This is a genomic window from Olleya sp. HaHaR_3_96, assembly GCF_019278545.1.
Classification (GTDB): Bacteria; Bacteroidota; Bacteroidia; order Flavobacteriales; family Flavobacteriaceae; genus Olleya.
Genome location: NZ_CP058987.1, coordinates 91859 through 113716 on the forward strand (window position 1 = coordinate 91859; position 21858 = coordinate 113716).

At 33.1% G+C, this 21858-nt stretch carries 16 protein-coding genes and 2 tRNA genes; 5 read left to right on the forward strand and 13 right to left on the reverse strand.

Features of this window, described 5'->3' with window-relative positions:
- Positions 1–169 precede the first annotated feature (169 nt).
- The 7 genes from H0I26_RS00405 to H0I26_RS00435 form a co-directional block, all read right to left on the reverse strand.
- Positions 170–544 carry a cupin domain-containing protein gene (locus tag H0I26_RS00405; RefSeq protein ID WP_101015291.1) on the reverse strand — a complete coding sequence of 125 codons (375 nt, stop codon included), beginning with the start codon at positions 542–544 and terminating at the stop codon, positions 170–172.
- Positions 545–568: 24 nt separating this feature from the next.
- Entirely contained in the window at positions 569–2857 is a 2289-nt protein-coding gene (locus H0I26_RS00410; RefSeq protein ID WP_218702001.1) for an alginate lyase family protein, read from the reverse strand.
- Positions 2858–2859: 2 nt separating this feature from the next.
- Positions 2860–5208 (reverse strand): chondroitinase-B domain-containing protein, encoded by a 2349-nt coding sequence (locus tag H0I26_RS00415; RefSeq protein ID WP_218700543.1) that lies wholly within the window; start codon positions 5206–5208, stop codon positions 2860–2862.
- Between the two features lie 116 nt (positions 5209–5324).
- Positions 5325–6599 carry an Nramp family divalent metal transporter gene (locus H0I26_RS00420; protein ID WP_101020777.1) on the reverse strand — a complete coding sequence of 425 codons (1275 nt, stop codon included), beginning with the start codon at positions 6597–6599 and terminating at the stop codon, positions 5325–5327.
- Positions 6600–6637: 38 nt separating this feature from the next.
- Positions 6638–8521 carry an NADP-dependent phosphogluconate dehydrogenase gene (gene gndA / locus H0I26_RS00425; protein WP_218700544.1) on the reverse strand — a complete coding sequence of 628 codons (1884 nt, stop codon included), beginning with the start codon at positions 8519–8521 and terminating at the stop codon, positions 6638–6640.
- Between the two features lie 12 nt (positions 8522–8533).
- A complete protein-coding gene (locus tag H0I26_RS00430; RefSeq protein ID WP_218700545.1) occupies positions 8534–10756 on the reverse strand; it encodes a heparinase II/III family protein in 2223 nt (740 codons plus the stop codon).
- A 1-nt stretch (position 10757) separates the two neighbouring features.
- Positions 10758–13094 (reverse strand): chondroitinase-B domain-containing protein, encoded by a 2337-nt coding sequence (locus H0I26_RS00435; RefSeq protein WP_218700546.1) that lies wholly within the window; start codon positions 13092–13094, stop codon positions 10758–10760.
- 585 nt (positions 13095–13679) lie between these two features.
- Here H0I26_RS00435 and H0I26_RS00440 point away from each other — a divergent pair.
- The gene (locus tag H0I26_RS00440; protein ID WP_218700547.1) at positions 13680–14135 is read left to right on the forward strand and encodes a hypothetical protein; all 456 of its coding nucleotides are present in this window, start codon (positions 13680–13682) and stop codon (positions 14133–14135) included.
- Between the two features lie 176 nt (positions 14136–14311).
- Here the strand turns inward: H0I26_RS00440 and H0I26_RS00445 are convergent.
- The 3 genes from H0I26_RS00445 to mutS all read right to left on the reverse strand — a co-directional run bounded on the left by H0I26_RS00445 (position 14312) and on the right by mutS (position 17201).
- Positions 14312–14395: transfer RNA gene (locus tag H0I26_RS00445), tRNA-Leu, on the reverse strand.
- A 26-nt stretch (positions 14396–14421) separates the two neighbouring features.
- A tRNA-Gly gene (locus tag H0I26_RS00450) sits at positions 14422–14493 on the reverse strand.
- Between the two features lie 95 nt (positions 14494–14588).
- Positions 14589–17201 (reverse strand): DNA mismatch repair protein MutS, encoded by a 2613-nt coding sequence (mutS, locus tag H0I26_RS00455; protein ID WP_218700548.1) that lies wholly within the window; start codon positions 17199–17201, stop codon positions 14589–14591.
- Between the two features lie 99 nt (positions 17202–17300).
- Here mutS and H0I26_RS00460 point away from each other — a divergent pair, with 99 nt between their 5' ends.
- A complete protein-coding gene (locus tag H0I26_RS00460) occupies positions 17301–17840 on the forward strand; it encodes an RNA methyltransferase (protein ID WP_218700549.1) in 540 nt (179 codons plus the stop codon).
- A gap of 90 nt (positions 17841–17930) precedes the next feature.
- Here H0I26_RS00460 and H0I26_RS00465 read toward each other — a convergent pair whose 3' ends face one another.
- Positions 17931–18317, reverse strand: coding sequence for a hypothetical protein (locus H0I26_RS00465; protein WP_218700550.1), 387 nt, complete (start codon positions 18315–18317; stop codon positions 17931–17933).
- A gap of 280 nt (positions 18318–18597) precedes the next feature.
- Between H0I26_RS00465 and H0I26_RS00470 the strand changes: the two genes are divergently transcribed.
- Together H0I26_RS00470 and H0I26_RS00475 are read left to right on the forward strand one after the other, a co-directional pair.
- A complete protein-coding gene (locus H0I26_RS00470) occupies positions 18598–18918 on the forward strand; it encodes a roadblock/LC7 domain-containing protein (RefSeq protein ID WP_101015301.1) in 321 nt (106 codons plus the stop codon).
- A 22-nt stretch (positions 18919–18940) separates the two neighbouring features.
- Positions 18941–19315: a hypothetical protein gene (locus H0I26_RS00475; RefSeq protein ID WP_101015302.1), complete on the forward strand. Its 375-nt coding sequence runs from the start codon at positions 18941–18943 to the stop codon at positions 19313–19315.
- Positions 19316–19421: 106 nt separating this feature from the next.
- Here the strand turns inward: H0I26_RS00475 and H0I26_RS00480 are convergent, their stop codons facing one another.
- Together H0I26_RS00480 and folK are read right to left on the reverse strand one after the other, a co-directional pair.
- Positions 19422–19901 (reverse strand): GyrI-like domain-containing protein, encoded by a 480-nt coding sequence (locus H0I26_RS00480; protein WP_218700551.1) that lies wholly within the window; start codon positions 19899–19901, stop codon positions 19422–19424.
- A complete protein-coding gene (gene folK, locus H0I26_RS00485; RefSeq protein WP_218700552.1) occupies positions 19891–21027 on the reverse strand; it encodes a 2-amino-4-hydroxy-6-hydroxymethyldihydropteridine diphosphokinase in 1137 nt (378 codons plus the stop codon). Before folK ends, H0I26_RS00480 begins: the two co-directional genes overlap by 11 nt.
- Before the next feature lie 72 nt (positions 21028–21099).
- Here folK and H0I26_RS00490 point away from each other — a divergent pair, with 72 nt between their 5' ends.
- Positions 21100–21804: a queuosine precursor transporter gene (locus tag H0I26_RS00490; protein WP_218700553.1), complete on the forward strand. Its 705-nt coding sequence runs from the start codon at positions 21100–21102 to the stop codon at positions 21802–21804.
- Positions 21805–21858: the final 54 nt, after the last annotated feature.

A 21858-nucleotide genomic window follows, 5' to 3' on the forward strand; every position in this document is an offset into this window, starting at 1 on the left:
AGCGTTTCATTGCTATTCTATAAAGTCTTCATATACAAGACTAAACAGATTTATCAAAATTATTACTTGACACTAATTGCTTTCTTTGGCAAAATAGTTTGGATTTTCACTCAACTTATGAGTCAAATAAAACCGATTTTAACGTTTCGCACTAGTCAGTCAATTCACCTTACTTCTTATCTCCAAAATAAGAGACCTCAGCTCCGCTTAAAAAATCTTCTCTTACAGGACTGAATGTATCTATCAACTCACCTTCTTCTAAACATACAGCACTGTGTAATAAATTGGGCTCGATATATACACCATCTCCAGCTTCTACAATTTGTTTTACGCCATCAATTTCAAATTCGAATTTACCGGAAACACAGTAAGTCGCTTGCGTATGAAAATGTTGATGCGGAGCACCTAATGCGCCCTCGTCAAATTTTACTCTGACCATCATAATTTGATTATCATAACCTAAAAATTTTCTTGACACACCACCACCAAGCACTTCCCATTCCATGTCTTTTGTAATGACGTATTTTTCACTAGATCGATTCATTTTTTTATTTATTTAAGGATTAATTTATTCAAAGTAATAAGCACCACTCCATTGATAATCAACACCATTGATTTTTAAAGCATGCTTTGCTTCTTCTGAAGCATTTTTATTTGCTGTTATAAAAAGTTTAGTAACACTGTTTATATTAGTTATTGCAATTGCGGTATATTCTTCAGTATCTAAAATAACTTTCAATTCTTTTATATTACTATTTGAATTTACAGCAGATTCTGAAACAGGACTATAACTACCATGTGCTTCTATAGTGGACACAAAAAGTGTGTTCTTAGTGTTTTTTCGTCTTAATAACAATGCAGGGTCCCGACGTAAATTAAACTCAGGATCGTTTGCTCCTATTCTAGTAAACAACAAGTCATCATTAGTATTAGTCACCGTGGTTAACGTATAAAACTTACGATTATTTAACCACGAAAATTTACTGTTAACATCAGAAGCTTTAGCAGTCGCCTCCACATATAAATGTTGATACCCATTTTTACTTCCTAATGGCTTTAACGTTTCTGGTGTTTTGTATTCAAAATTTGTAGCTAATACTTGACCAAAAAAGTAATATGGGAAATCATATTGATTGATTTTATTGGATACAATTTTCATAATATCCAACACATATGGTTTTTCGAAATCTGGATCTTTGATAATTGCCATAGTACGAAGCATTTCTGTCCCGGGATAAGCATTTACCTCTTTTGCACTAACAACTTGTACACTCTGATTGTCCGAAGAAAAATAGTGTAGTACGGAATGGTTTTTACTTCCTATTTCATACTTCCCATTAAAATGAGACGTTTCATTTTGTGTTACTGTATTATGTGCTATAGTTTGTTTTGCCCAGGTCTTATTTTCTTTTAGATAGTTCCCACCTCCCTTTTGTTCAATATTTACAAAACGTGCTAAACCATAATCCTGAATAACTTCTTCACCATTTTCATATAAAGAATATGATAATTTATCATAATGACCATGACTAGACCCTTGAGCTGCATATTTAAAAACAAGTTCTAAGGCTTCATTTCTCAAAATACCAACACCTCCTTGTGTTCCATTTGGTCCATCAGATAAATTAATCGACTCTTTATCAAACGGTTGTGTTTCTCCATTTTTAATCCCAAGCGCTACTGCTAACCCCGAATCATCTAATAACACTTTGTCCTGTTTTTCTGCTACACTTAGTAATCCTGGATTCTGATTTCCAAATTTATATGAAATATCTACAGCCGTAACTAAAGCATCATTATAGTAAGACATTCCTTTTTGACCATCATTAAGTGGAAAAAAATCACCATCCGCATCTGATAAATTCAAAAGCGCATTAATCGATTTTAATAACACCCCATCTTTATACTCAAAAATCTTTAATTCTGGTTTAACATTATGCAATCCTTCAGCAAAAACTAAAAATGGATACATTGCATAGCGTTGATAATATGGTCCTTCATTATAATAACCATCTGGAGAAAATGGTTCTTCTATATTCGCTAAAAAACCAGCTTTACCATCTTTATTTAAAAACCCACCATCATCATCTTTTTCTTTAGTATCTAATTTTAAATCCTTAATGCCATATAAAGCACGATCAATTAATTCTTGATCATTCATTACCAAACCAATCATACCCACTGCTGCATTACCCCAAGTACTATGGTTATGCACTCTTTGGTAAAATTGTGGACTATCTACAGAAATATGATCTGCAAATGGCTTAAATAAATTTGCCTCTAAAGTATTACGTTCTTCTTCAGTCAAATAATTATAAACACAATCATAGGCTTGACTCACGTATACTAACCAATTAGCATCGTTTAAACATTGCCAAAACAATTTACCTCTTGCATACGATCTAGTTTTAGGATGCAGTGGTAATGTTTGATACATAGCCTCATATTGCATCAACATATCCTTTACATATTTAGCATATTTTTCGTCGTCCAAAATTTGATATAATACACCTGCTTTTTGTAATACAACCATATTACGCTTATGACGCACATGCGTATAACCTCCAGAATAATCTAATGGAATTGGTGTGTCGATTCCTAATGCAATCTCAGTATCTATTTCTTCTTGCACCGTTTTTAAGGTTGAATCAAAAATAGGAATACTCCCTAATTGTGCTCTAATATCTTTAACCCCTTGAGCCGTTAAAATCAAATTAGGATGCGTTGTTGTTTTTATTGTTCTCGCAGCTTCCGTTTTACTATTTGTATGCTCTGCATTTTCTTTTTTACAAGAAAATGCAGTCAATACAGTTGCGACTAAAGCAAATCTTAATATGAAGTTTTTATTAAATGTCATCATTAGTTTTTAGCAATAATTCCTATTTCTTTTTTATCTGTCCCTTTTCCTCGTAATGAAGACCTCTCTAGCAATTGAAATGTTCCTTCCTTAAAGTCAGATTCAATACTATAAAGATTTTCTACATTATATTTCTCGTCTCCAGTAACCTCTATTTCACCAGACTTATAATAGTTGTTATTAACGACGTTTACAATTGGCTCTCCCACCACTAAATGCATTTTTAAACCCTTCGTATTGTTAAAATTATTATTTTGAATATCATTTACTTGCACACCATATAAAGACATCGCTGCTTTGTATTTATTTTTCTTACCAAAACCTACATTATTAAATACGTTATGATCGACTTCTAGAAACGGCCCGAAGGTACTTTCGTCTTTTCCTCCTCTATACAATCTTAAAGCAGCACCTTGCATGTCGGTAACTGTGTTGTTTTTCATTAACATATATTCTACATTATAAGCGCCAATATCATCAGTTTCCTTGTCTAATGCTGCAATATGTCCTGATATATTTTTGAATGTAGAATTTTGAATACTAATTGTATCTGCAAATGTCCCTTTGGACACTCGCAAGACATCAAAAGAATGATTAACCACCATATCTTTAAACTCGCAATTATCAATAAACAATTTGTAATTATCTAACATAGAATTTTTACTTGTACTTATCACTGAATTACCTGCGTAATCCGGTGATTTTGTACCATCAAACGATACATTCTCCAAAGATAAACTTCCACCATTCTGAATTTCGAAAGCCATCATACGTTCAAATAAAATCGTTGCTTTTTTTGTTCCTGAAGTTTTAAATGTTAAAGGATGATTAATCTGAACCGCTTTAGTAATTAGATAAGTACCACCTTCCTCTAATTCTATTATATCACCACCTTCAGAGTCCTTAACAATTTCATACAGCGTATTAATACCAGCTTTAACTTTGATCGTTTTACCCGAATTTAAAGCAATGTTTGTATCTGCTTTAGAATACCAAGTCATCCCTGTATTTTCTTTAGTTGCGACATTTGGACTAATAGTAACTTTCGATTTTATTTTGTCAGAAGTTGGTATTAAAAATCCTTGTTCGTTTTTTACTAATGTTATTTCTGCGTTTTCAAAACCGCTAGTAATACTGGTTTTGCCATTTGTACCTAAAAGATTATCTTTAAATGTAATACCACTAATATCATCATACACCGTAAATGTGTCGTCTTTAGTGTCATTATAAAAGATATTTCCTGAAATCTCTGACGTTCTTGGCGCTTGACTTCTTTCAGAATCACTACCCGCACCTAATTGAATATGATCACAATTTACAAACGTGTTATTATTTAGCTTAGAATCTATAACAGGTACGTAACGATTTGGTGGCGAATTTGGGACACCATTCATCATTACAAAAGCACCTCTAAAACGATAGCCCGTTAATCCAATATGGTAATTATTTATTACAGTTTGTGATTCATTAATGATACGTACACCTCCAGTACTTGGTTTTCCGTTTCCTATAAACACATTCCCATCTACCAAAGTTTCATTTCCATGACGCATGGTTAAGGTTCCTGTACATTCAAAAAAGGTATTGTATTTAAAAGTATTTTGACACGATTTATTTGAGATAATTTCGTGTTCTCCGTTAGTTCTATCAAAATAGTTAGATTCTACTAACGTTTTAGAATTTTCTAATGCCGTATGACTGGTACCAATACGTAATGTTTCGCCACCATTGTTTCCGTAGGTTGGACGTGGTCCGAAATAGTTATGATCAATTTTATGATTATTCTTTACACTTTCTTTTGTATCCAAACCGACAATCATAGTCACCCCTAAATTCTTTTTCCCTACAATATGATTGTGATCTATACGATTATTTTTTCCGTAGATAGTGACCCAATAATCTTGTACTTGACGTTCAGGATTATTAAAATTATCAATAACACATTCTGTTAATCTTGTATTATTTGCTAATTCCTCTCTATTTTTTCTAAATGAAATAACGGCATTTGTTGGTGTATATCCATTTTTAAAAACAAGACCATTAATAATCAAGTGTTCTCCTGCCAATTGAAGATTTGAAGCCCCTTCCAGAGTTACCTTTCCTTTAGTTTCTACTGTTAAAGTAATAGGCTTTTCTGTGGTTCCGTGCCCCTCAAAAACCAATTCCGCATCTTTCCAAACACCATTAGCTAATGTAATTACATCTCCTGGATTTGCGTTTTTAACAGCGTCATTAAACGCTGCTACATCTTTAACTAACAAACCATTAGTGCTTGACTCTTTTTCTTTACAAGAAAATATGACAAATAAACAGACGATTAATACTAGCGAAAAGCGTGGTTGTTTTTTCATATAAATTGGTTTACCAAATTGGTTTACCAATATACAAGTTTTTTAATCCTAACCAAAACAATCTATTGACAATTAACTCCAAACTATGCTATTTTGACAACACAAAAAAAACTATTTTAAAAGTATTCCGTCAAAGCGATAATACCATTATAAGAAATGACACACGCAAAAAGTAATGCTGCAAACAACCCAATATTCACAAAAAGACTTGTTTTATAATCCCCCATAACCTTTTTACTATTCACCATGATTATAATACCCAAAATCACAAGAGGTAAAACAAACACATTAAACACTTGAGATAAAATCTGAATTTCAATAGGGTTTGCTCCAAAAGCAGGCCCGATTAAAGCTACCAAACACGCTACAAAAGTTACAACTCTAAACTGTTTAGAACTTGTATCTAATTCTCCCGACTGATAATCCGCTAGTAACAGTGGCGCTATTAAAAGACATGGAAATATAGACGACAAACCAGCACTTAATGCTCCAAAGAAAAATATAGTAACAGCCCATTTACCAGCAACCGGCTCTAAAGTATTAGCCATATCTAACACACTATTAACTTCTTTTCCTTGATAAAACAGCGCTCCCGCCGCCACAGCCATTATAGTTGCACTTATGATAAATATCAAAATTGCAGCTGTTATAGAATCCTTTTTTTGTTGTTCTAAATTTTTAATAGTCCATCCTTTTCCTTTTACAAATAACGGTCTAGATAAAAATGTAGCAGATGCCATAGTAGTCCCAACAAATGCAGCAACTAACATTTTTCCTCCCGGAACATCAGGTATTGTCGGAATTAATCCTTTAACCACATCTAAAGGAAGTGGTTGCACAAAACATAATGACAACACAAAAGAAAACCCCATCAATGTCACAAATATGACTAATATTTTTTCAAAAAAAGTATACTTACCAACTAGCATTAATAAATAAAATGTAATAATAATTACAATTGCTGTTATTAAAACAGTTTCGTATTTATAAGCACCTAACCCATCAAAATTGACGGCTAATATTTCAAAAATAATATTGGATGAAATCCCAAGAATTCCCATCAAAGAATTCCATTGTCCAAACGTAATACCTACTATAATTAAGATTGCTAAAGCTTTACCATATTTTAAATGTTTTTTAAAACCAAAGAGCGCTGTTTCTCCTGTTATCAAACCATAGTTTCCATAAGCAAACATTAATATTCCAGAAAACAAACAACTTAAAAGTAAAACCCATAATAATTGCATATTAAACTTACTTCCCGCAACAATCATTGAAGTAACACTTCCAGTACCTATAGTATAACCAATAGCAAAAATACCAGGACCGAAACCTAATATTATGGCAATAATTTTTTTGAAAAATGAATTTTTAGGTGTTGTTACATCCATAATATGTGTTAGTTTTTGGGATTAGTTCGTTTGTTTTATTAGTTCCATTTGGTATGATGAGACTTACCTGAAGCATCATCTAATCTTAGATAAGTATGTGCGCCAAAGAAATCACGCTGGGCTTGGATTACATTTGCCGAAGCATATTCTGTTGTTATTCCATTTAAAAATTGAATAGCTTCACTTAGAGCTGGTGTCGCAATATCATTAAGAACAGCTTCCGACACTACTTTTTTAGCTGCAGGTCTGTAACTATTAATTTTTGTTATTAATTCTACATTAGTTAATACGTTGGCTGTATCCTTAAACACCGCAACTAATTCTTCCATTAGAGAAGATCTAATAATGCAACCATTAGTCCAAATTCTAGCAATTTCACTAAGATTTAAATCCCATGCAAATTTACTAGAAGCTTCAGCTATTAACTTAAACCCTTGATAATGGTTAATAATTCGTGCAAACTGATACCCCTTCAAAACCTCATCAGTACTAATTTGTAAATCAGATTTATTACTGCGATCAAATTGTTTACTTAATTCGATTCGTTCTTCTTTATAAAACGAAATATATCTTGAAAACAACGCTGAAGCAATTAAAGTACTTGGCACTCCTAGTTCCGCAGATGCAATCGTCGTCCAGTTTCCTGTTCCCTTATTACCTGCTTTATCTAATATTTTTTTCACCAACCAATCGCCGCCTTCTTTCTTTTTAAAAATAGTTGTTGTTATTTCTAGCAAATAACTATCTGCTGTATCTGCCCAAGACTGTAAAGTATTAGCTATTACATCTGGACTTTGCCCTAAAGCTTCCAAAATAACGGTTACCTCAGCTAGCAATTGCATTTCTACATACTCCACACCGTTATGCACCATTTTAATAAACTGACCACTTCCTTCTGGACCAACGTACGTACAGCACGGCAGGCCGTTTTTATCTTTAGCTGCAATAGTTTCTAAAAAAGGGGCCACTTTATCATAAGCCACTTTATCTCCACTTGGCATTATAGATGGGCCTTTTAAAGCACCTTCTTCCCCTCCAGAAACTCCTGTCCCAATAAAATTAATGCCTTTAGTCTTTAAATAATCGTAACGCTCTTTAGTTTTTTTATAGTTCGAATTCCCACCATCAATTATAATATCATCTTTTGTTAAATGAGGCAATAAGTCTTCAATAACATAATCTATTGTTTTACCCGCATTAACCATAAGCATAATCCGTCTTGGCTGTTGTAAAGAATTTACAAAGGCTGAAATATCATCAAAAGCTTCCGCTTGCGACAACTCAGAATATTGTGCTTTAAAGTTTTTAGCAACATCTACCTCTACATTCTCCACATGCCTATTAAACATCGAGATTTTAAATCCATTATTAGCTAAATTTCTACACAGGCTTTTTCCCATGACACCCAAACCAAATAATCCAAACTCTGAGGTATTCATTAATTCTTGTTTTATTTTTTTAATAATATTTTCTGGTGTTGCGCTGATATCTATCTGAATAGCATTTTCCGGAATTTCTAAAGTATCAAATTGCGACTGCAGTAATTCTGCAGGCATAAAATGATCTGCTCTGTTATTTACTCTTTCAAATATCTGATTGAAAGACCCCGATAAATGTACCCAAGCCGTATCGTCTTCAATAGTATGACTTAATAGATCACGATACTTTTGCTTTAAAGCAGAGCACACGATTACACAACTCCCTTTATTAAGCTGCTTTTTTGCTAAGTCATTTAAAGTCTCTAACCAACCTTGCCTGTCAGCATCATTCAAAGCTTGTCCGTTAGACATTTTTGTAATATTACGTTCAGGATGGAAATCGTCACCATCAAAAAAAGGAATATCTAATGCTTCAGACAACAACTTTCCAATAGTACTTTTTCCACAACCCGAAACACCTATAACAAATATTACTTTTTTCAATCGCTTTGTGTTTTAATTAGCTTTTACTGAACAGTTAATTTTTTGCTTTACCCCTTTTTGAATAATTTCAGCTTTACATTCCTTTTTACTAAGCAACTGTAACTTTAAACTCTCCGACTCTGTATTTACTAACACATCAACAACTTCTTCAAACTTAATTTTAGTATCTCCAAATTCTAATGTTTTCACTGAAAAGAATATAGAGGCCTCTGCTTTAGTTAAAGAAACAGCCTCACTATTATCAGCAATCCACTTTGATGCATTAAGCTTCCAACCATTAAATTGTTTGTCTTTGGCATCCTCATCTATACGCTTGTCATAAGTTTCAAAAGGATAAACAATTGTTATAAAACTGAATTGTTTTGTATTCGATTTTGACACTACAGACCATTCTTTACCTCTTGCGCCGTCTGTTTCCACTTTGTCTGTTGTATTCAACTGAAAAATATCTAACCCTGAACCATCATCGAAAGAAGATCGTAATAAATCTCCCCCATTTTCTTTCGTGTAATGTCCTTGCCAAACTTGTTTGTATTCGTGACTGTCTTTCGACTTAAAATTATCCTTAACAATCCAGAAATCATTTTTAATAGAAATAACTTGTCTGCTATAGTCTACACCAATGTTTTCAAAACCATCATGACTACCTACAAAAATATCTAAATGATCACTAGTATCAAAAGCAATTACTTTTGGTTGCGCCAATTGTTTAAACTTACCAAATCCACTACCTCCTTTATTACTTGTATATCGCTTACCAAGCAGCTCGTTATCTACTAAAGCTACATTTTTAGTCATTGAGTTTTTAAACAACTCTAAATCTTTTAATGAATAACGGACTTGATAATTTGGCAGTACAACTTGGCCATTAGCCATTGCTTGAATCCCTAAAATATCGCCATGTTGATGATCTGGTTTTAAAGGATCCAATCCAGCCGAAATCACCATCATATTATCCTTTACCTTCCACCCTTCTCGCAGTACATAATACCCTGTATCCGGAAAAGACAAAGACAGGTGTTTTGGAGCTACAGATTTAATGTTTTTTAATTTCTCTAATTGTTCTGCACTAGCATCCCAATAAAACTTTGTACTTAATTCATTTTTTGCAAAGTATCCCATCTCAGGGTCTTCAAAAAGCAAATACCCTAAAGTCATCGCTCCAGAAATATCATTTTTTACGGCCCAAGGGACATCTGTATCGTCAGACAACACAGGCGCTGATTTATCCGGAAATGCAATTTTAGTAAGTGTTGTAAACAACGACTCTAATTTATTTTCCCATACCGGCTTTATAGGCAACTTGCTTTTCTTCGCTAATTGGTACACATAAAAATAAGTTCCAATATCACTCATGTGATAATGGACTGTACGTTCAAACTGAAACCCATCGTCATTAATTTCTTTATCTAAGTGCTCTCCTAAAAGCGTCATAGAATGCTTATACCACTCGTCTGCACCTTTAAAATCTCTCAACACAATAGACAACATTGCTAAGGCTGATAACCCTCGCGTTTGGTGGTTCCCAGATTTAAACGTTTTATTATGCTCGTATAAATGTTGAGCATGTTGTAAAAACGTTGCAATAGTTACTAATTGCTCCGCATCAGAGTATCCAGACTGTCCTAAAAACAAGCTGTGTAATTGCAACCAATTAATCATTCGATATCCAGATCGAAAGGCTTCGTACACGCCATTACCACCTTCAATACGTTCATATTGTTTATTGGTTAAGGCTGTATTTAAAGACGCTAATTGTTCTGTGAAATAATCAAGATATTGTTCATCTTTATTCTGATAAAAATAATAGTACCCAATATCTATCATTTTATGTTGCCTAGCCAAATGACGCAAAGCATAAGCATTTACTGGATCTCCGTTTTGATAATTAAAAGGCAATTCCCATTGTGCTTTCGCGGGAAATTTAGCCAAATGATCTAATGCGCGTTCCGTGTGTTTTATTTTAGCCTCAGGATAAATCTCTGTATACTCCTTAAATCGCTTCTCGTTAGTTTCCCAATTATAGAAATAACGTTCCGTAAATTTTGTTCTAAAAAACTGCGCTAAGTCTGCTTCAGAAATAGTTCCATTGGTTTTTAAATCTTGCTGAACAGCGTTTGTTAAATAAGATGCTAAATCTTGATTAGACAAAACCTTATCAGAAGGTATCGTTTGCCCTTCAACAGTTTGAAACCATCCTAATAAACTTATAAAAAGTAGTGTTATTGACTTCATATTAATACATCAATTTCATTTTCAAATTCTCTTCCGTGTTAATTTGCCCTGAATTAACTAGGGTGTTTTCGGATTCTACATTATTTTTTGCTCCCCATAATGTAGAGACAAACTGTACTTTGTTGTTTTTAAATGTGTTTTTAGTGATATTCACATTTACAATCCCGTTATGATTTAACAATGTTTTGTTCTTTTCTTTAGCACCACAATTAGTAAAAGTACTATTCGCAATTAAAAGGTTTCCACCGATAGTAGACTCATCATACCCTCCTCTATAATAGTCAATCACATTTGCTTTTACAGCATTAAAACTACAGTTATTAATGGTTAAATACTCTGTATTATAATCTCCTTTATCGTTCGTTTCTTCTGATAATTCTATTCCGTTTTCGCAGTCTGTGATTGCCGTATTTTCAAAAGTAATACGTTCTGAAAATGATTCTTTATAAACTTTTAAAACATAACCAAAATTACTAATTTCAGTATTTGAAACGGTTAGCCCGAAATGGTTAGCCATGTTTTCTTTTAAACTTGCAAAGGCATAGTTATTTTCATTTCCTTCTAAAACAATATTATTAAACGTTAATTTACCTTTAGATTGTAATGAAAACAATGGCGTCTCAGACGATCCAACATATACTAATTTAGCTTTCTTTTCTCCTTGAGATTGTATTGTAATTGTTTTATTAATCACTAAAGCCTTATTAAAAGTATACCCACCTTCCGCTATAGCGATAATATCTCCATTATTTGCTTTATTTATTTTAGCCTGTAAATCCTCTGCTTCGCTTACAACATGTGTCACTGTGGCTTTGTCTTCTGCTTCATTTGAATACCAAGTTGTACCGTACTTAGATTTATCCAAAATACTAGGATTAACCGCCTCTGTACCGATTACTGCGCCAATACTGGTATTATCTTTTCTTGACGTTCCAAATAAGTCTTTCTCAATCGTATTAAAATCGAAACCTTTATAAGCTTTTATCCCTTCAGGAACTCCTATTGGTAAAAACAGATTATCCGTTAACTTTTTCAACTCTAAAGATGCCGCTATAATACCACCATCAAAATCATTAAACGACACGCCTTTATTATCGACTACATTATTTACAAATGTTACACCGTCTGCTTTATCGTTTTCCACAACAATAGCTTCCAGCCCTTTTTCATTATACACAACGTTATTAGCAACCGTTGTTCTAATTGCTCGAGCCGATCTAATTTCTGATTTTGGTAACACATCCGCTTGCGCGATATTTGTACCCACACCAAATTGCCAAGGCGAACTACAGTTAACGTAAGTATTATAAGCAACAACCACATCTGTCACTTGGTTGTAACGGTTTAATGGTGATTTAGGAATTCCATTCATTACCGCTAAAGGACTTCTAAAACTTTTCCCTTTTAAATTGTAAAAGAAATTATTTGTAACCCAATGCCCTGTGTTAATTATTCTAATCCCACCATAATTCTCGTTTACACCATCACCTATAAAATAATTTCCATCGATTTTACAGTAATTACCATGACGTGTCACTAAAGACCCCTCACTTTTATAAAACACATTATTTCTAAACTCGTTGAAATTAGTTTTACTAGAAATCACCTCAACTTCACCATTACATTCTTCAAATAAATTATTAGCAACCATAGTATGGCTTGGAGACATAGACGTATAACTATTACCTAATTGAATAGTTTCTCCGCTTGGCCCACCTTTTACAGGTCTTGGTCCAAAATGATTATTAATAATTTGATGATAATTATTAATACTTTCAACACCTTCTATACTAACTCTTACTGTTGGGCCTCTGTTTGTTTTACCTGCAATATAACTATTACTCAACTCATTATGTCTTCCCCAAAATTGCACCCATAAATCACTATTATCCCTTTTAGGCTTATTAAAATCTTCAATAACACAATTAGTCACCTTACAATGGTCAGCGATTTCATCCGGCGCATCCTTATGACTAATTTTAAAATCTATTACAGCACTAGATGGTGAAAATCCATTTTTAAAATGCAACCCTTCAACCACTAAGTATTCCCCTCCAAATTTTAAATACGACTGTCCTTCAATGGACACTTTACCTGCCGTTTCCGCCTTTAAGGTTATTGGATTGTCTTCAGTTCCTTTTCCTCTAAATTTTATTTCAAAATCCTTATAAGTTCCATTAGCCAACACAATATTATCACCAGGCTTGGCATCTTTAATAGCGTTATTTAACGCTTCTATATTAGATACCGTAGTAACACTAGCTTGTGTTGTTATTGTTTTTTTTCCACAAGAGACAAGGAAAAGAGATAAAACTAGAATATATACTGTTTTTTTCATAAGTATTAATAGTGTTGTATTTATAAAAGATAAAAGTCTTTTATTTTATTAAAAGACCTGATTATTATTATTTTAATGTGTCACGCTTAAGTCATAGTACTTAACGTTAAGTAAAACTACATTTTATTCACACCTTCACGATTGGTTAACCAAACTGGTTTACCAAATATAGGATTTTTTAGCACACTAGTAAAACAATAAACTTAATAAATAGTATCTAAAATTAATTATTCCACAATAACCCACCCTTTTTAATACACAAAACCATCATTTTGCTTAAAAAAATAGCAGTATCCCAAATACATCTAATATTAAAAATAGATCAAGAATATCCATTCCTTTTTTATCCAAAGTTTACTTTCAATTAAAAGTTTAGAGTCTTTAATTAGATATAAAAACAAAGATTAAAAACCTTAAAAAGAAGACCTTAATCCTAAAAACAAAAGACAAAACCATGCAAATCTTGACAATTGAGGTGCTAAAAGCTGTTTTTTGTCTAAAATGTTAAAATTATGTTATAATTACTGTCGCTTTTTGAAATTAACTTATTAATTTTGAATTAATATAACACTAAAATAGAATCTAATGAAAAAATTATTATTAAGTGCAGTTCTAGTTGCTGCCGTATTATTTACATCTTGTAGAGATGAAAAAGACAATGTTGACAAAACTGAAGACACTTTAGAAAACGCTGCTGAAGCGACAGGTGATGCTTTAGAAAACGCAGCCAATGCTACTGGTGACGCTGTAAAAGATGCTGCTAACGCAACAGGCGAAGCTCTAGAGGATGCTGCTAACGCTACTGGTGATGCTGTAAAAGACGCAACCAACGCAACAGGTGAAGCTTTAGAGAACGCTGCCAATGCTACTGGTGATGCTGTAAAAGACACAGCTGAAGGTGCTAAGCAATTAGCTACAGACGCAGTCGATGGTGCTAAAAAAATGGGTACTGACGCTGTAAACGCAACAAAAGAAGCTGCCTCAAAAACAGGAGCTGCTGTTGAAGAAGCAGGTCAAGACATTAAAAAGAAAATGAACTAAAGAGTTCTTTTAAAAAAAGCAATCTTTTTGAAATAAAAAACCTTATCAAAATCTGATAAGGTTTTTTTTATATTAAAAACTTAATTCATATAAAAGTGCACACTCAAAATAATTGAGAGGCTACTTTTATAAAGCAAAAAACCTCTTGAAAATCGTTTGATTAACAAGAGGTCTAGTACTCGGGACGGGACTTGAACCCGTACGTCCTAATGGACATTGGATTTTAAGTCCAACGTGTCTACCAATTCCACCACCCGAGCTTGGTATATTTTAAAGAAAGTCTCAGAGCGAAAGACGGGATTTGAACCCGCGACCCCCACCTTGGCAAGGTGATGCTCTACCCCTGAGCTACTTTCGCAGTCTTTATATGAACGTGCAATATCGTATTGCGGTTGCAAATTTAGGACTTTTATTCAAAGTACAAAGCTTTTTTTGAAAAAATTTTAAAATAATTTATACTTGCTTCTTTTTCACCAACATACGTTTAATCTCATTTAGCTTCATTAAAGCTTCCACTGGTGTTAATGTGTCAATATCGATGTCTATGATCTCTTCTTTGATATTTTCAAGTAATGGATCGTCTAAATTAAAGAAGCTTAATTGCATCTCATCTTGCATAGATTTTACTTTATCTGTCAATTCTTCACTAGAATGACTCTTCTCTAGCTTTTTTAAGATCTGATTTGCGCGTCTTAATACTTGTTGTGGCATTCCAGCCATTTTTGCTACATGTATACCAAAACTATGCTCGCTACCACCTTCTACAAGCTTACGCAGAAATAGCACATTATCTTTTAACTCTTTTACAGAGACATTGAAATTTTTAATACGCTCAAAAGTTTCTGTCATTTCATTTAGCTCATGGTAATGCGTTGCAAATAACGTTTTAGGCTTCGCAGGGTGCTCATGCAAGTACTCACTAATAGCCCAAGCAATAGAAATCCCATCATAAGTACTAGTCCCTCGTCCTATTTCATCTAATAAAACTAAACTCCTATCAGAGATGTTATTTAAGATTGATGCTGTTTCATTCATCTCCACCATAAACGTAGATTCACCCATCGATATATTATCACTAGCCCCTACACGTGTAAAAATTTTATCTACCACACCTATTCTAGCCTCTTTTGCGGGCACAAAACTTCCTATTTGAGCCAACAGTACTATTAAAGCGGTTTGACGCAAAATAGCGGACTTACCAGACATATTTGGCCCCGTAATCATAATAATCTGTTGCGCTTCCCTATCTAAAAACACATTATTAGCGATATAAGGCTCTCCTATTGGTAATTGTTTTTCAATAACGGGATGACGCCCCTCAACAATATCCAAATCATGCGACTCGTCTAAAGCTGGATACACATAATTGTTATCTGAAGCTAACTGTGCAAAACCGCACAAGCAATCAATTTTAGCAATTAAATACGCATTTTGTTGTACTGGCTTAATATACTGGTTCATCCATTGCACTAAATCCGCAAACAACTTTTGCTCTATAGCCATAATACGTTCTTCCGCTCCTAAAATTTTAGCTTCGTATTCTTTTAACTCTTCAGTGATATAACGTTCTGCGCTTACTAAAGTTTGCTTTCGTATCCATTCTTCAGGAACTTTATCTTTATGTGTATTTCTTACTTCTATATAATAACCAAAAACATTATTAGATGCAATTTTAAGAGACGTGATTCCCGTACGCTCACTTTCACGTTTTAACATTTTATCTAAATAATCCTTACCTGATGTAGATAATGCTCTAAGCTCATCTAATTCGGCAGAAAAGCCAGCAGCAATAGAACTTCCTTTTAAAATATTTACTGGTGCTTCTTCGTTTACTGTTTCTTTAATTTTTTCACGAAGCACATTACAGCTTTGTAAGTTATCCCCAATAACCTGTAAAGACTCATTATCACAATTAGAAGCGAGTTCTTTTATAGGGATTATGGCTTCTAGAGAATTTTTAAGCTGAATGACCTCACGTGGACTCACCTTCTGAGTTGCTATTTTAGAAATTAAACGCTCTAAATCACCAATCAACTTTATGTTATGCTGAATTTTACCCAAAACAATAGTATCTGTTTTTAAATAAGACACCACTTCGTGACGTTGCTTAATTTGATCTATCTGTTTTAATGGTAAAGCCAACCATCGTTTTAATAAACGCCCTCCCATTGGGGAAATCGTTTTATCGATGATATTTAATAAAGTGACCGCATTATTATTAGTCGAATTATAAAGCTCTAAGTTTCGGATAGTAAAACGGTCCATCCACACATAATCATCTTCTGCAATACGCGAAATAGAAGAAATATGCTCTAATTTATTATGTTGTGTTTCTGCTAAATAATGCAGTATCGAACCCGATGCGATAATACCTTCATTTAAATTTTCAATTCCAAACCCTTTTAAAGATTTAGTATCAAAATGTTTTAATAACGTCTCATTAGCATAATCTGGCTGATATACCCAATCTTCCAAATTAAACGTGTGAAAATCTTTACCAAAACATTCCGTAAACTTATTACGCTTAGGTTTAGCAACCAAAACTTCACTTGGACTAAAATTTTGAAGTAATTTATCAATATACTCTTGATTACCTTGAGAGGTCAAAAACTCTCCAGTTGAAATATCTAAAAATGAAACTCCGATATTGACTTTACCAAAATACACAGAACATAAAAAATTATTAGTTTTAGATTGAAGTACTTCGTCATTTAAAGCAACTCCCGGTGTCACTAATTCTGTGACCCCACGTTTTACAATATTTTTAGTTTGCTTTGGATCTTCCAATTGGTCGCAAATAGCAACACGTTCTCCTGCTTTGACCAATTTAGGCAAATAGGTATTTATAGAGTGGTGGGGGAAACCAGCTAATTCAATTTCACTTTCACTTCCTGCGCCTCTTTTAGTAAGAGTAATACCTAATATTCCAGCTGCTTTTATTGCATCCGCGCCGAAGGTTTCATAAAAATCTCCTACTCTAAATAATAATAGTGCATCAGGATATTTAGCTTTGATCGCATTATACTGCTTCATTAACGGAGTGACTTTTTTGCTTTTTGTTGCCAAAGGATATACGTTTTTAGTAAGTTTGCAATGTAACTAAATATTGATTTTTATTGAAGTCAATTCAGTTTAAGTTATTGAAAATTATTCACAATTATTGTAATGAGAAAACTAAAGAACAACGAACTAGACAGATTAAGTGTTAACGACTTTAAAACAGCTAAAAAAACGCCCTTAATTATTGTTTTAGATAACATTAGAAGTTTGAATAATATTGGAAGTGTTTTTAGAACTAGTGATGCCTTTTTAGTTGAAAAGATTTACTTGTGCGGCATTACAGCAACTCCTCCACACAAAGACATACACAAAACAGCTTTAGGAAGTACGGATACTGTTGCTTGGGAGCATGTTGAAAACACGATTGAACTAGTAGAGAAATTAAAATCTAAAAATATAGTGGTTTGCGCTATTGAGCAAGCAGAACACGCTACACTACTTAATGACTTTAAAGTTGAAACTAATAAAAAATATGCTTTAATTTTTGGTAACGAAGTAAAAGGTGTTGCTCAAGACGTTGTTAATGCCAGCGATGTTACTATTGAAATTCCGCAATTTGGAACAAAACACTCGCTAAACATTAGTGTCAGTTGTGGCGTTGTAGTTTGGGATGTTTTTTCAAAACTGACCTTAACAAGTAAGTAAATTGTTTCTAAAAAAGATTAAAACATAAAAAAAAGGTTATAAAACCTTTCTCTATATAAATATTACAGACCACACAACACCTGAGCCTTTCTAGCGTCTACGTTTTCCAAAAAAGCCGCTTTTCATGCGCTTCTGATAAGTACCCGCTGTATCTGTAGCACTAGCACCTGAAGCTTGCTGACCTACCTCACCTGAAATCACCTTGTCCTCTTCAACTAAAACCATTTTCTTTTCTACATGAATCTCTTCAACTTCAATCGATTCTTTTCTAACAAAAAGCTCTTCTACAACAGAGCTTTCAGTTTCAACAACATTATCTTCCTCAATAACAATTGCTTCTTTAGATACAACATCCTCAATAATCACTTCCTCATCATCTGAAAATATTTCAGGATTAATTCTAAACGAATTAAACTTTATTTTCTTCTGTTTCAAAACTCCCATCAAAACCATTTCTGGCATCTCTCTAAATTGCATATTATATCATTCTTTACGGCAAAATAATGCTTTTTAAATGTAACCTTAATCATTAAATTCGTTAAAAAATATTTTACTCGACAAAAAGCAAATTTTCACCACTAACTACACTATATCTTATTTAAAATACTAAACACCACTATTTTAATCTACACGACTACCTTTAAACCGATAAATATGATATTTATCGGTTCATACTGAAAACCTACAATTTACTCACAAAAAATATAGCTGTTTTCAAAAAAGATATTACATTTGCCGCCCAGAACACTTCCAATTAATGATTGATATAGAACAAATTAAAGCTGATACAGGAGCAAACATCGTGATTATAGTAGATAACTACGGTACCATTATTAACTCTACAGAAACGGAGTATGTAAAAAACTTTGCATTAATGACTGAATCTGCTTTCTCCATGTGCGATGCTCTACTTAAAGACATGACCAACAACAACCTAGAGCAACTAATAGCCAAATCTAAAGAAAGTCTTTTTATAGCGAATAGATTAGACGAAAACTCTATCATACTTATAACCACTGACAATTTATCTAAATTCGGCTTACTTCTTAAGCACATGAATTCAATAAAAAACAAATAACTCAAATCAAATAAATAAAATTATGTCAAATTTTTTAGAACAATTTTCAACAGAGATTAAAGCTAATGTACCAGGATACATTGCAGTAACAGTTACAGAGGTTGCTACAGGTATTTGCTATGTATCTCACTCTGAAAAAGCAGATTTTGATCCAGAAATGGCTTCTGCATACAACTTAGAAGTTGTTAAAGCTAAACAAGGCGCTATTAAAGCATTAGGTTTAGATTCAAAAATCCAAGATATACTAATTACACTTACAGATCAAATCCACATTATTGATGTTGCTGAGAATGGTGAATATTTCATCTATTTAGCTGTTGATTCAAGCAAAGCAAACTTAGGAATGACTAGAGCATTACTTAAAAAGTACAAAAAAGACATCGTTAACGAATTATAGAAACCACTTTAGCATTACAAGAAACTTTTTATGTAACTGCACTTTCTATTTAACAAAAAAACCATCATAAATACTTGATTTATGATGGTTTTTTTTGTTATAGCCATCAAACAATAGGCACCCATATCTCCTCTTCAACTTCTAAATTTGTAGGATGATAATCTTCAGGGAGCTTTTCAAAATGAGGCCTATCATCCAACGTAAATCCTGAGCTAGGCAACCAGTTTTCATGTATAAATTGCCAAGCACTTAAAAAACCCTCTGGTTTCCCCTTATAATTAAACACAGCATATTTACCCGACTCCATTTTTAATGTTTCCAAACCTTCAGGCACGTTTAAAAATCCAGACACCTCCACACCAACCCACTTTATATATTCTGTTTTTGGAGATATTTTATTATAATCAAACTGATCGTAAATCTGAATAGAAAATTTTTGATCACTAACCTGATTTAAAATCTGGTGTCGTTTAGGCATAAACCGCCTAGCTAAAGCCCCAGTTCCTTGCCCATTAGTCATAAAAGTCAATACATCCTTAAGACCAACAATTAAAATAGATTTTGATTGTATTATCCTAGGCGTCATGCTCACATATTTGTTCCATCAACCACAAATAATCCGCCCTACTTTTGACAAAATCTTTATCTGAAATATCAATAATCTTAATATTAAAATCCGTTTGGCTTTTCAAGAACTCTAAATACCCGGCATTAATCTTATCAAGATAATCATCTGCTATGTCACTTTCATACTTCCGTCCACGCTTTTTAATATTAGCTTGGAGACGCTCTGTATTTTGATATAAATAAACATACAAATCCGGTTTTGCAATATCCTTGTACATAAGATAAAACAACTTTCTGTACAACTTAAATTCATCTGGTTGCAAAGTGATTTTAGAAAAAATTAACGATTTAAAAACATCATAATCACTAACAATAAAATCTTTAAACAAATCCAGCTGTCCTAAGTCGTCCGTAATCTGCTGATAACGATCCGCCAAAAAGGACATCTCTAAAGTAAACGCATAACGTTGTGGTTCTTTATAAAATTTTGGCAAAAAGGGATTATCCGCAAAACGCTCTAACACTAATTTAGCGTTAAAATCTTCAGAAATCCGAGTCGTTAAACTTGTTTTACCTGCACCAATATTACCTTCAATAGCAATATAATTATGATTAGAAAAATTATAATTTTTATTAGGGTTTTTCAACCAAATCTTAACTTCTTCTAATTCGCTTTTATCCTCACAGGTAATTAACAAGTCCTCAATAGACTTTTCCAATACAGGATGTATTAAACCACTTGCAATTAATTGCAAAGGAGCTAATACAAATCGTCGTTTATGAGCTTCAGGATGTGGAATTATCAAATTTTTATCATCAACAATTTCATCTTCAAAAAAGATAATATCTAAATCTATAACTCTAGACTCGTATCCTTCTGATTGTTTTGGTGTACGTCCTAACTTTTTTTCAATTTGTAGCAAAAGACTTAAAACCTTCTTAGGTTTAAATACCGTACTTACCGCGATACAAGTGTTTAAAAAATCCTCACCTTCAAAACCAAAAGCCTTGCTTTGAAAAACTTTAGCAATACCAACCACATTACCCACCTCTGCAAACACGGCGTCTACAGCGTTTTGCAAGTTTTTAAACTTATCGCCCTTATTACTTCCTAATGCTATGTATACTGTTTTTTGGTCAGTCATAATTTCTTCGACAAAATAACTAAAAGAAATCCACTTAGTTCTTATCTTTATCAAATCTGTTAATAAGTTTTTATGACCTTAAAAGACAAATTACTTGCTCAAAAAATCTATTTACTTCTAGGTGGGCTTTTTATAACCTCTTTAGTTGTTTCCAATCTAATATTCCAAAAATTTTTTTACTGGCACCCATTTAACATAACCCTTTTTGGCGCTAAATTATTTGAGATTTCCGTTGGCATCCTCCCTTATCCTATTACTTTTTTAATCACAGATCTAATCAGTGAAATATATGGCAAAAAGCGTGCAAACCAAATTGTTATAGGCGGTATTTTTGCTTCAATTTTTTCATTACTCATTGTGTTTACAGCCAATTCTGTACCTGCGACAAATTGGTCTCCTGTTAGCGACAGCTTGTTTACCAACGTTTTTGGAAATACCATCATCGCGGTATTTGCTAGCATGATGGCTTATCTTCTCGCTCAATTAGTAGATATTCAAATTTATCATTTTTGGAAACGCATCACTAAAGGGAAACATCTATGGTTGCGTAATAACTTTTCAACCTTTTTATCACAATTTGTAGATACCTTCTCCGTCTTGATTCTATTGTGCTCATTTGGAGAAATACCATGGGACCGATTTACAGGCTTACTTATAAGTGGTTTTATTTTTAAAGTTTTGATTGCTATTCTAGATACTCCCTTTCTATATTTAGGTGTTTATCTATTCAGAAAACGCTTTAAACTAAACCCTAATGAAGAATTACAACTACTTTAACGAATCCTAAATTTTTATTAAATACTTTTGTATAAACAACTATTTAATAGAAAT

Excerpts from the sequence above, each read along its gene's own strand:
- H0I26_RS00480 (WP_218700551.1), bottom strand. The coding sequence starts at position 19,901 with ATGACGCCTAGGATAATACAATCAAAATCTATTTTAATTGTTGGTCTT.
- H0I26_RS00440 (WP_218700547.1), top strand. The coding sequence starts at position 13,680 with ATGAAAAAATTATTATTAAGTGCAGTTCTAGTTGCTGCCGTATTATTT.
- H0I26_RS00460 (WP_218700549.1), top strand. The coding sequence starts at position 17,301 with ATGAGAAAACTAAAGAACAACGAACTAGACAGATTAAGTGTTAACGAC.
- H0I26_RS00465 (WP_218700550.1), bottom strand. The coding sequence starts at position 18,317 with ATGCAATTTAGAGAGATGCCAGAAATGGTTTTGATGGGAGTTTTGAAA.
- H0I26_RS00415 (WP_218700543.1), bottom strand. The coding sequence starts at position 5,208 with ATGAAAAAACAACCACGCTTTTCGCTAGTATTAATCGTCTGTTTATTT.
- H0I26_RS00405 (WP_101015291.1), bottom strand. The coding sequence starts at position 544 with ATGAATCGATCTAGTGAAAAATACGTCATTACAAAAGACATGGAATGG.
- H0I26_RS00475 (WP_101015302.1), top strand. The coding sequence starts at position 18,941 with ATGTCAAATTTTTTAGAACAATTTTCAACAGAGATTAAAGCTAATGTA.
- H0I26_RS00435 (WP_218700546.1), bottom strand. The coding sequence starts at position 13,094 with ATGAAAAAAACAGTATATATTCTAGTTTTATCTCTTTTCCTTGTCTCT.
- H0I26_RS00410 (WP_218702001.1), bottom strand. The coding sequence starts at position 2,857 with ATGACATTTAATAAAAACTTCATATTAAGATTTGCTTTAGTCGCAACT.
- H0I26_RS00430 (WP_218700545.1), bottom strand. The coding sequence starts at position 10,756 with ATGAAGTCAATAACACTACTTTTTATAAGTTTATTAGGATGGTTTCAA.
- H0I26_RS00470 (WP_101015301.1), top strand. The coding sequence starts at position 18,598 with ATGATTGATATAGAACAAATTAAAGCTGATACAGGAGCAAACATCGTG.
- H0I26_RS00490 (WP_218700553.1), top strand. The coding sequence starts at position 21,100 with ATGACCTTAAAAGACAAATTACTTGCTCAAAAAATCTATTTACTTCTA.
- H0I26_RS00420 (WP_101020777.1), bottom strand. The coding sequence starts at position 6,599 with ATGGATGTAACAACACCTAAAAATTCATTTTTCAAAAAAATTATTGCC.
- folK (WP_218700552.1), bottom strand. The coding sequence starts at position 21,027 with ATGACTGACCAAAAAACAGTATACATAGCATTAGGAAGTAATAAGGGC.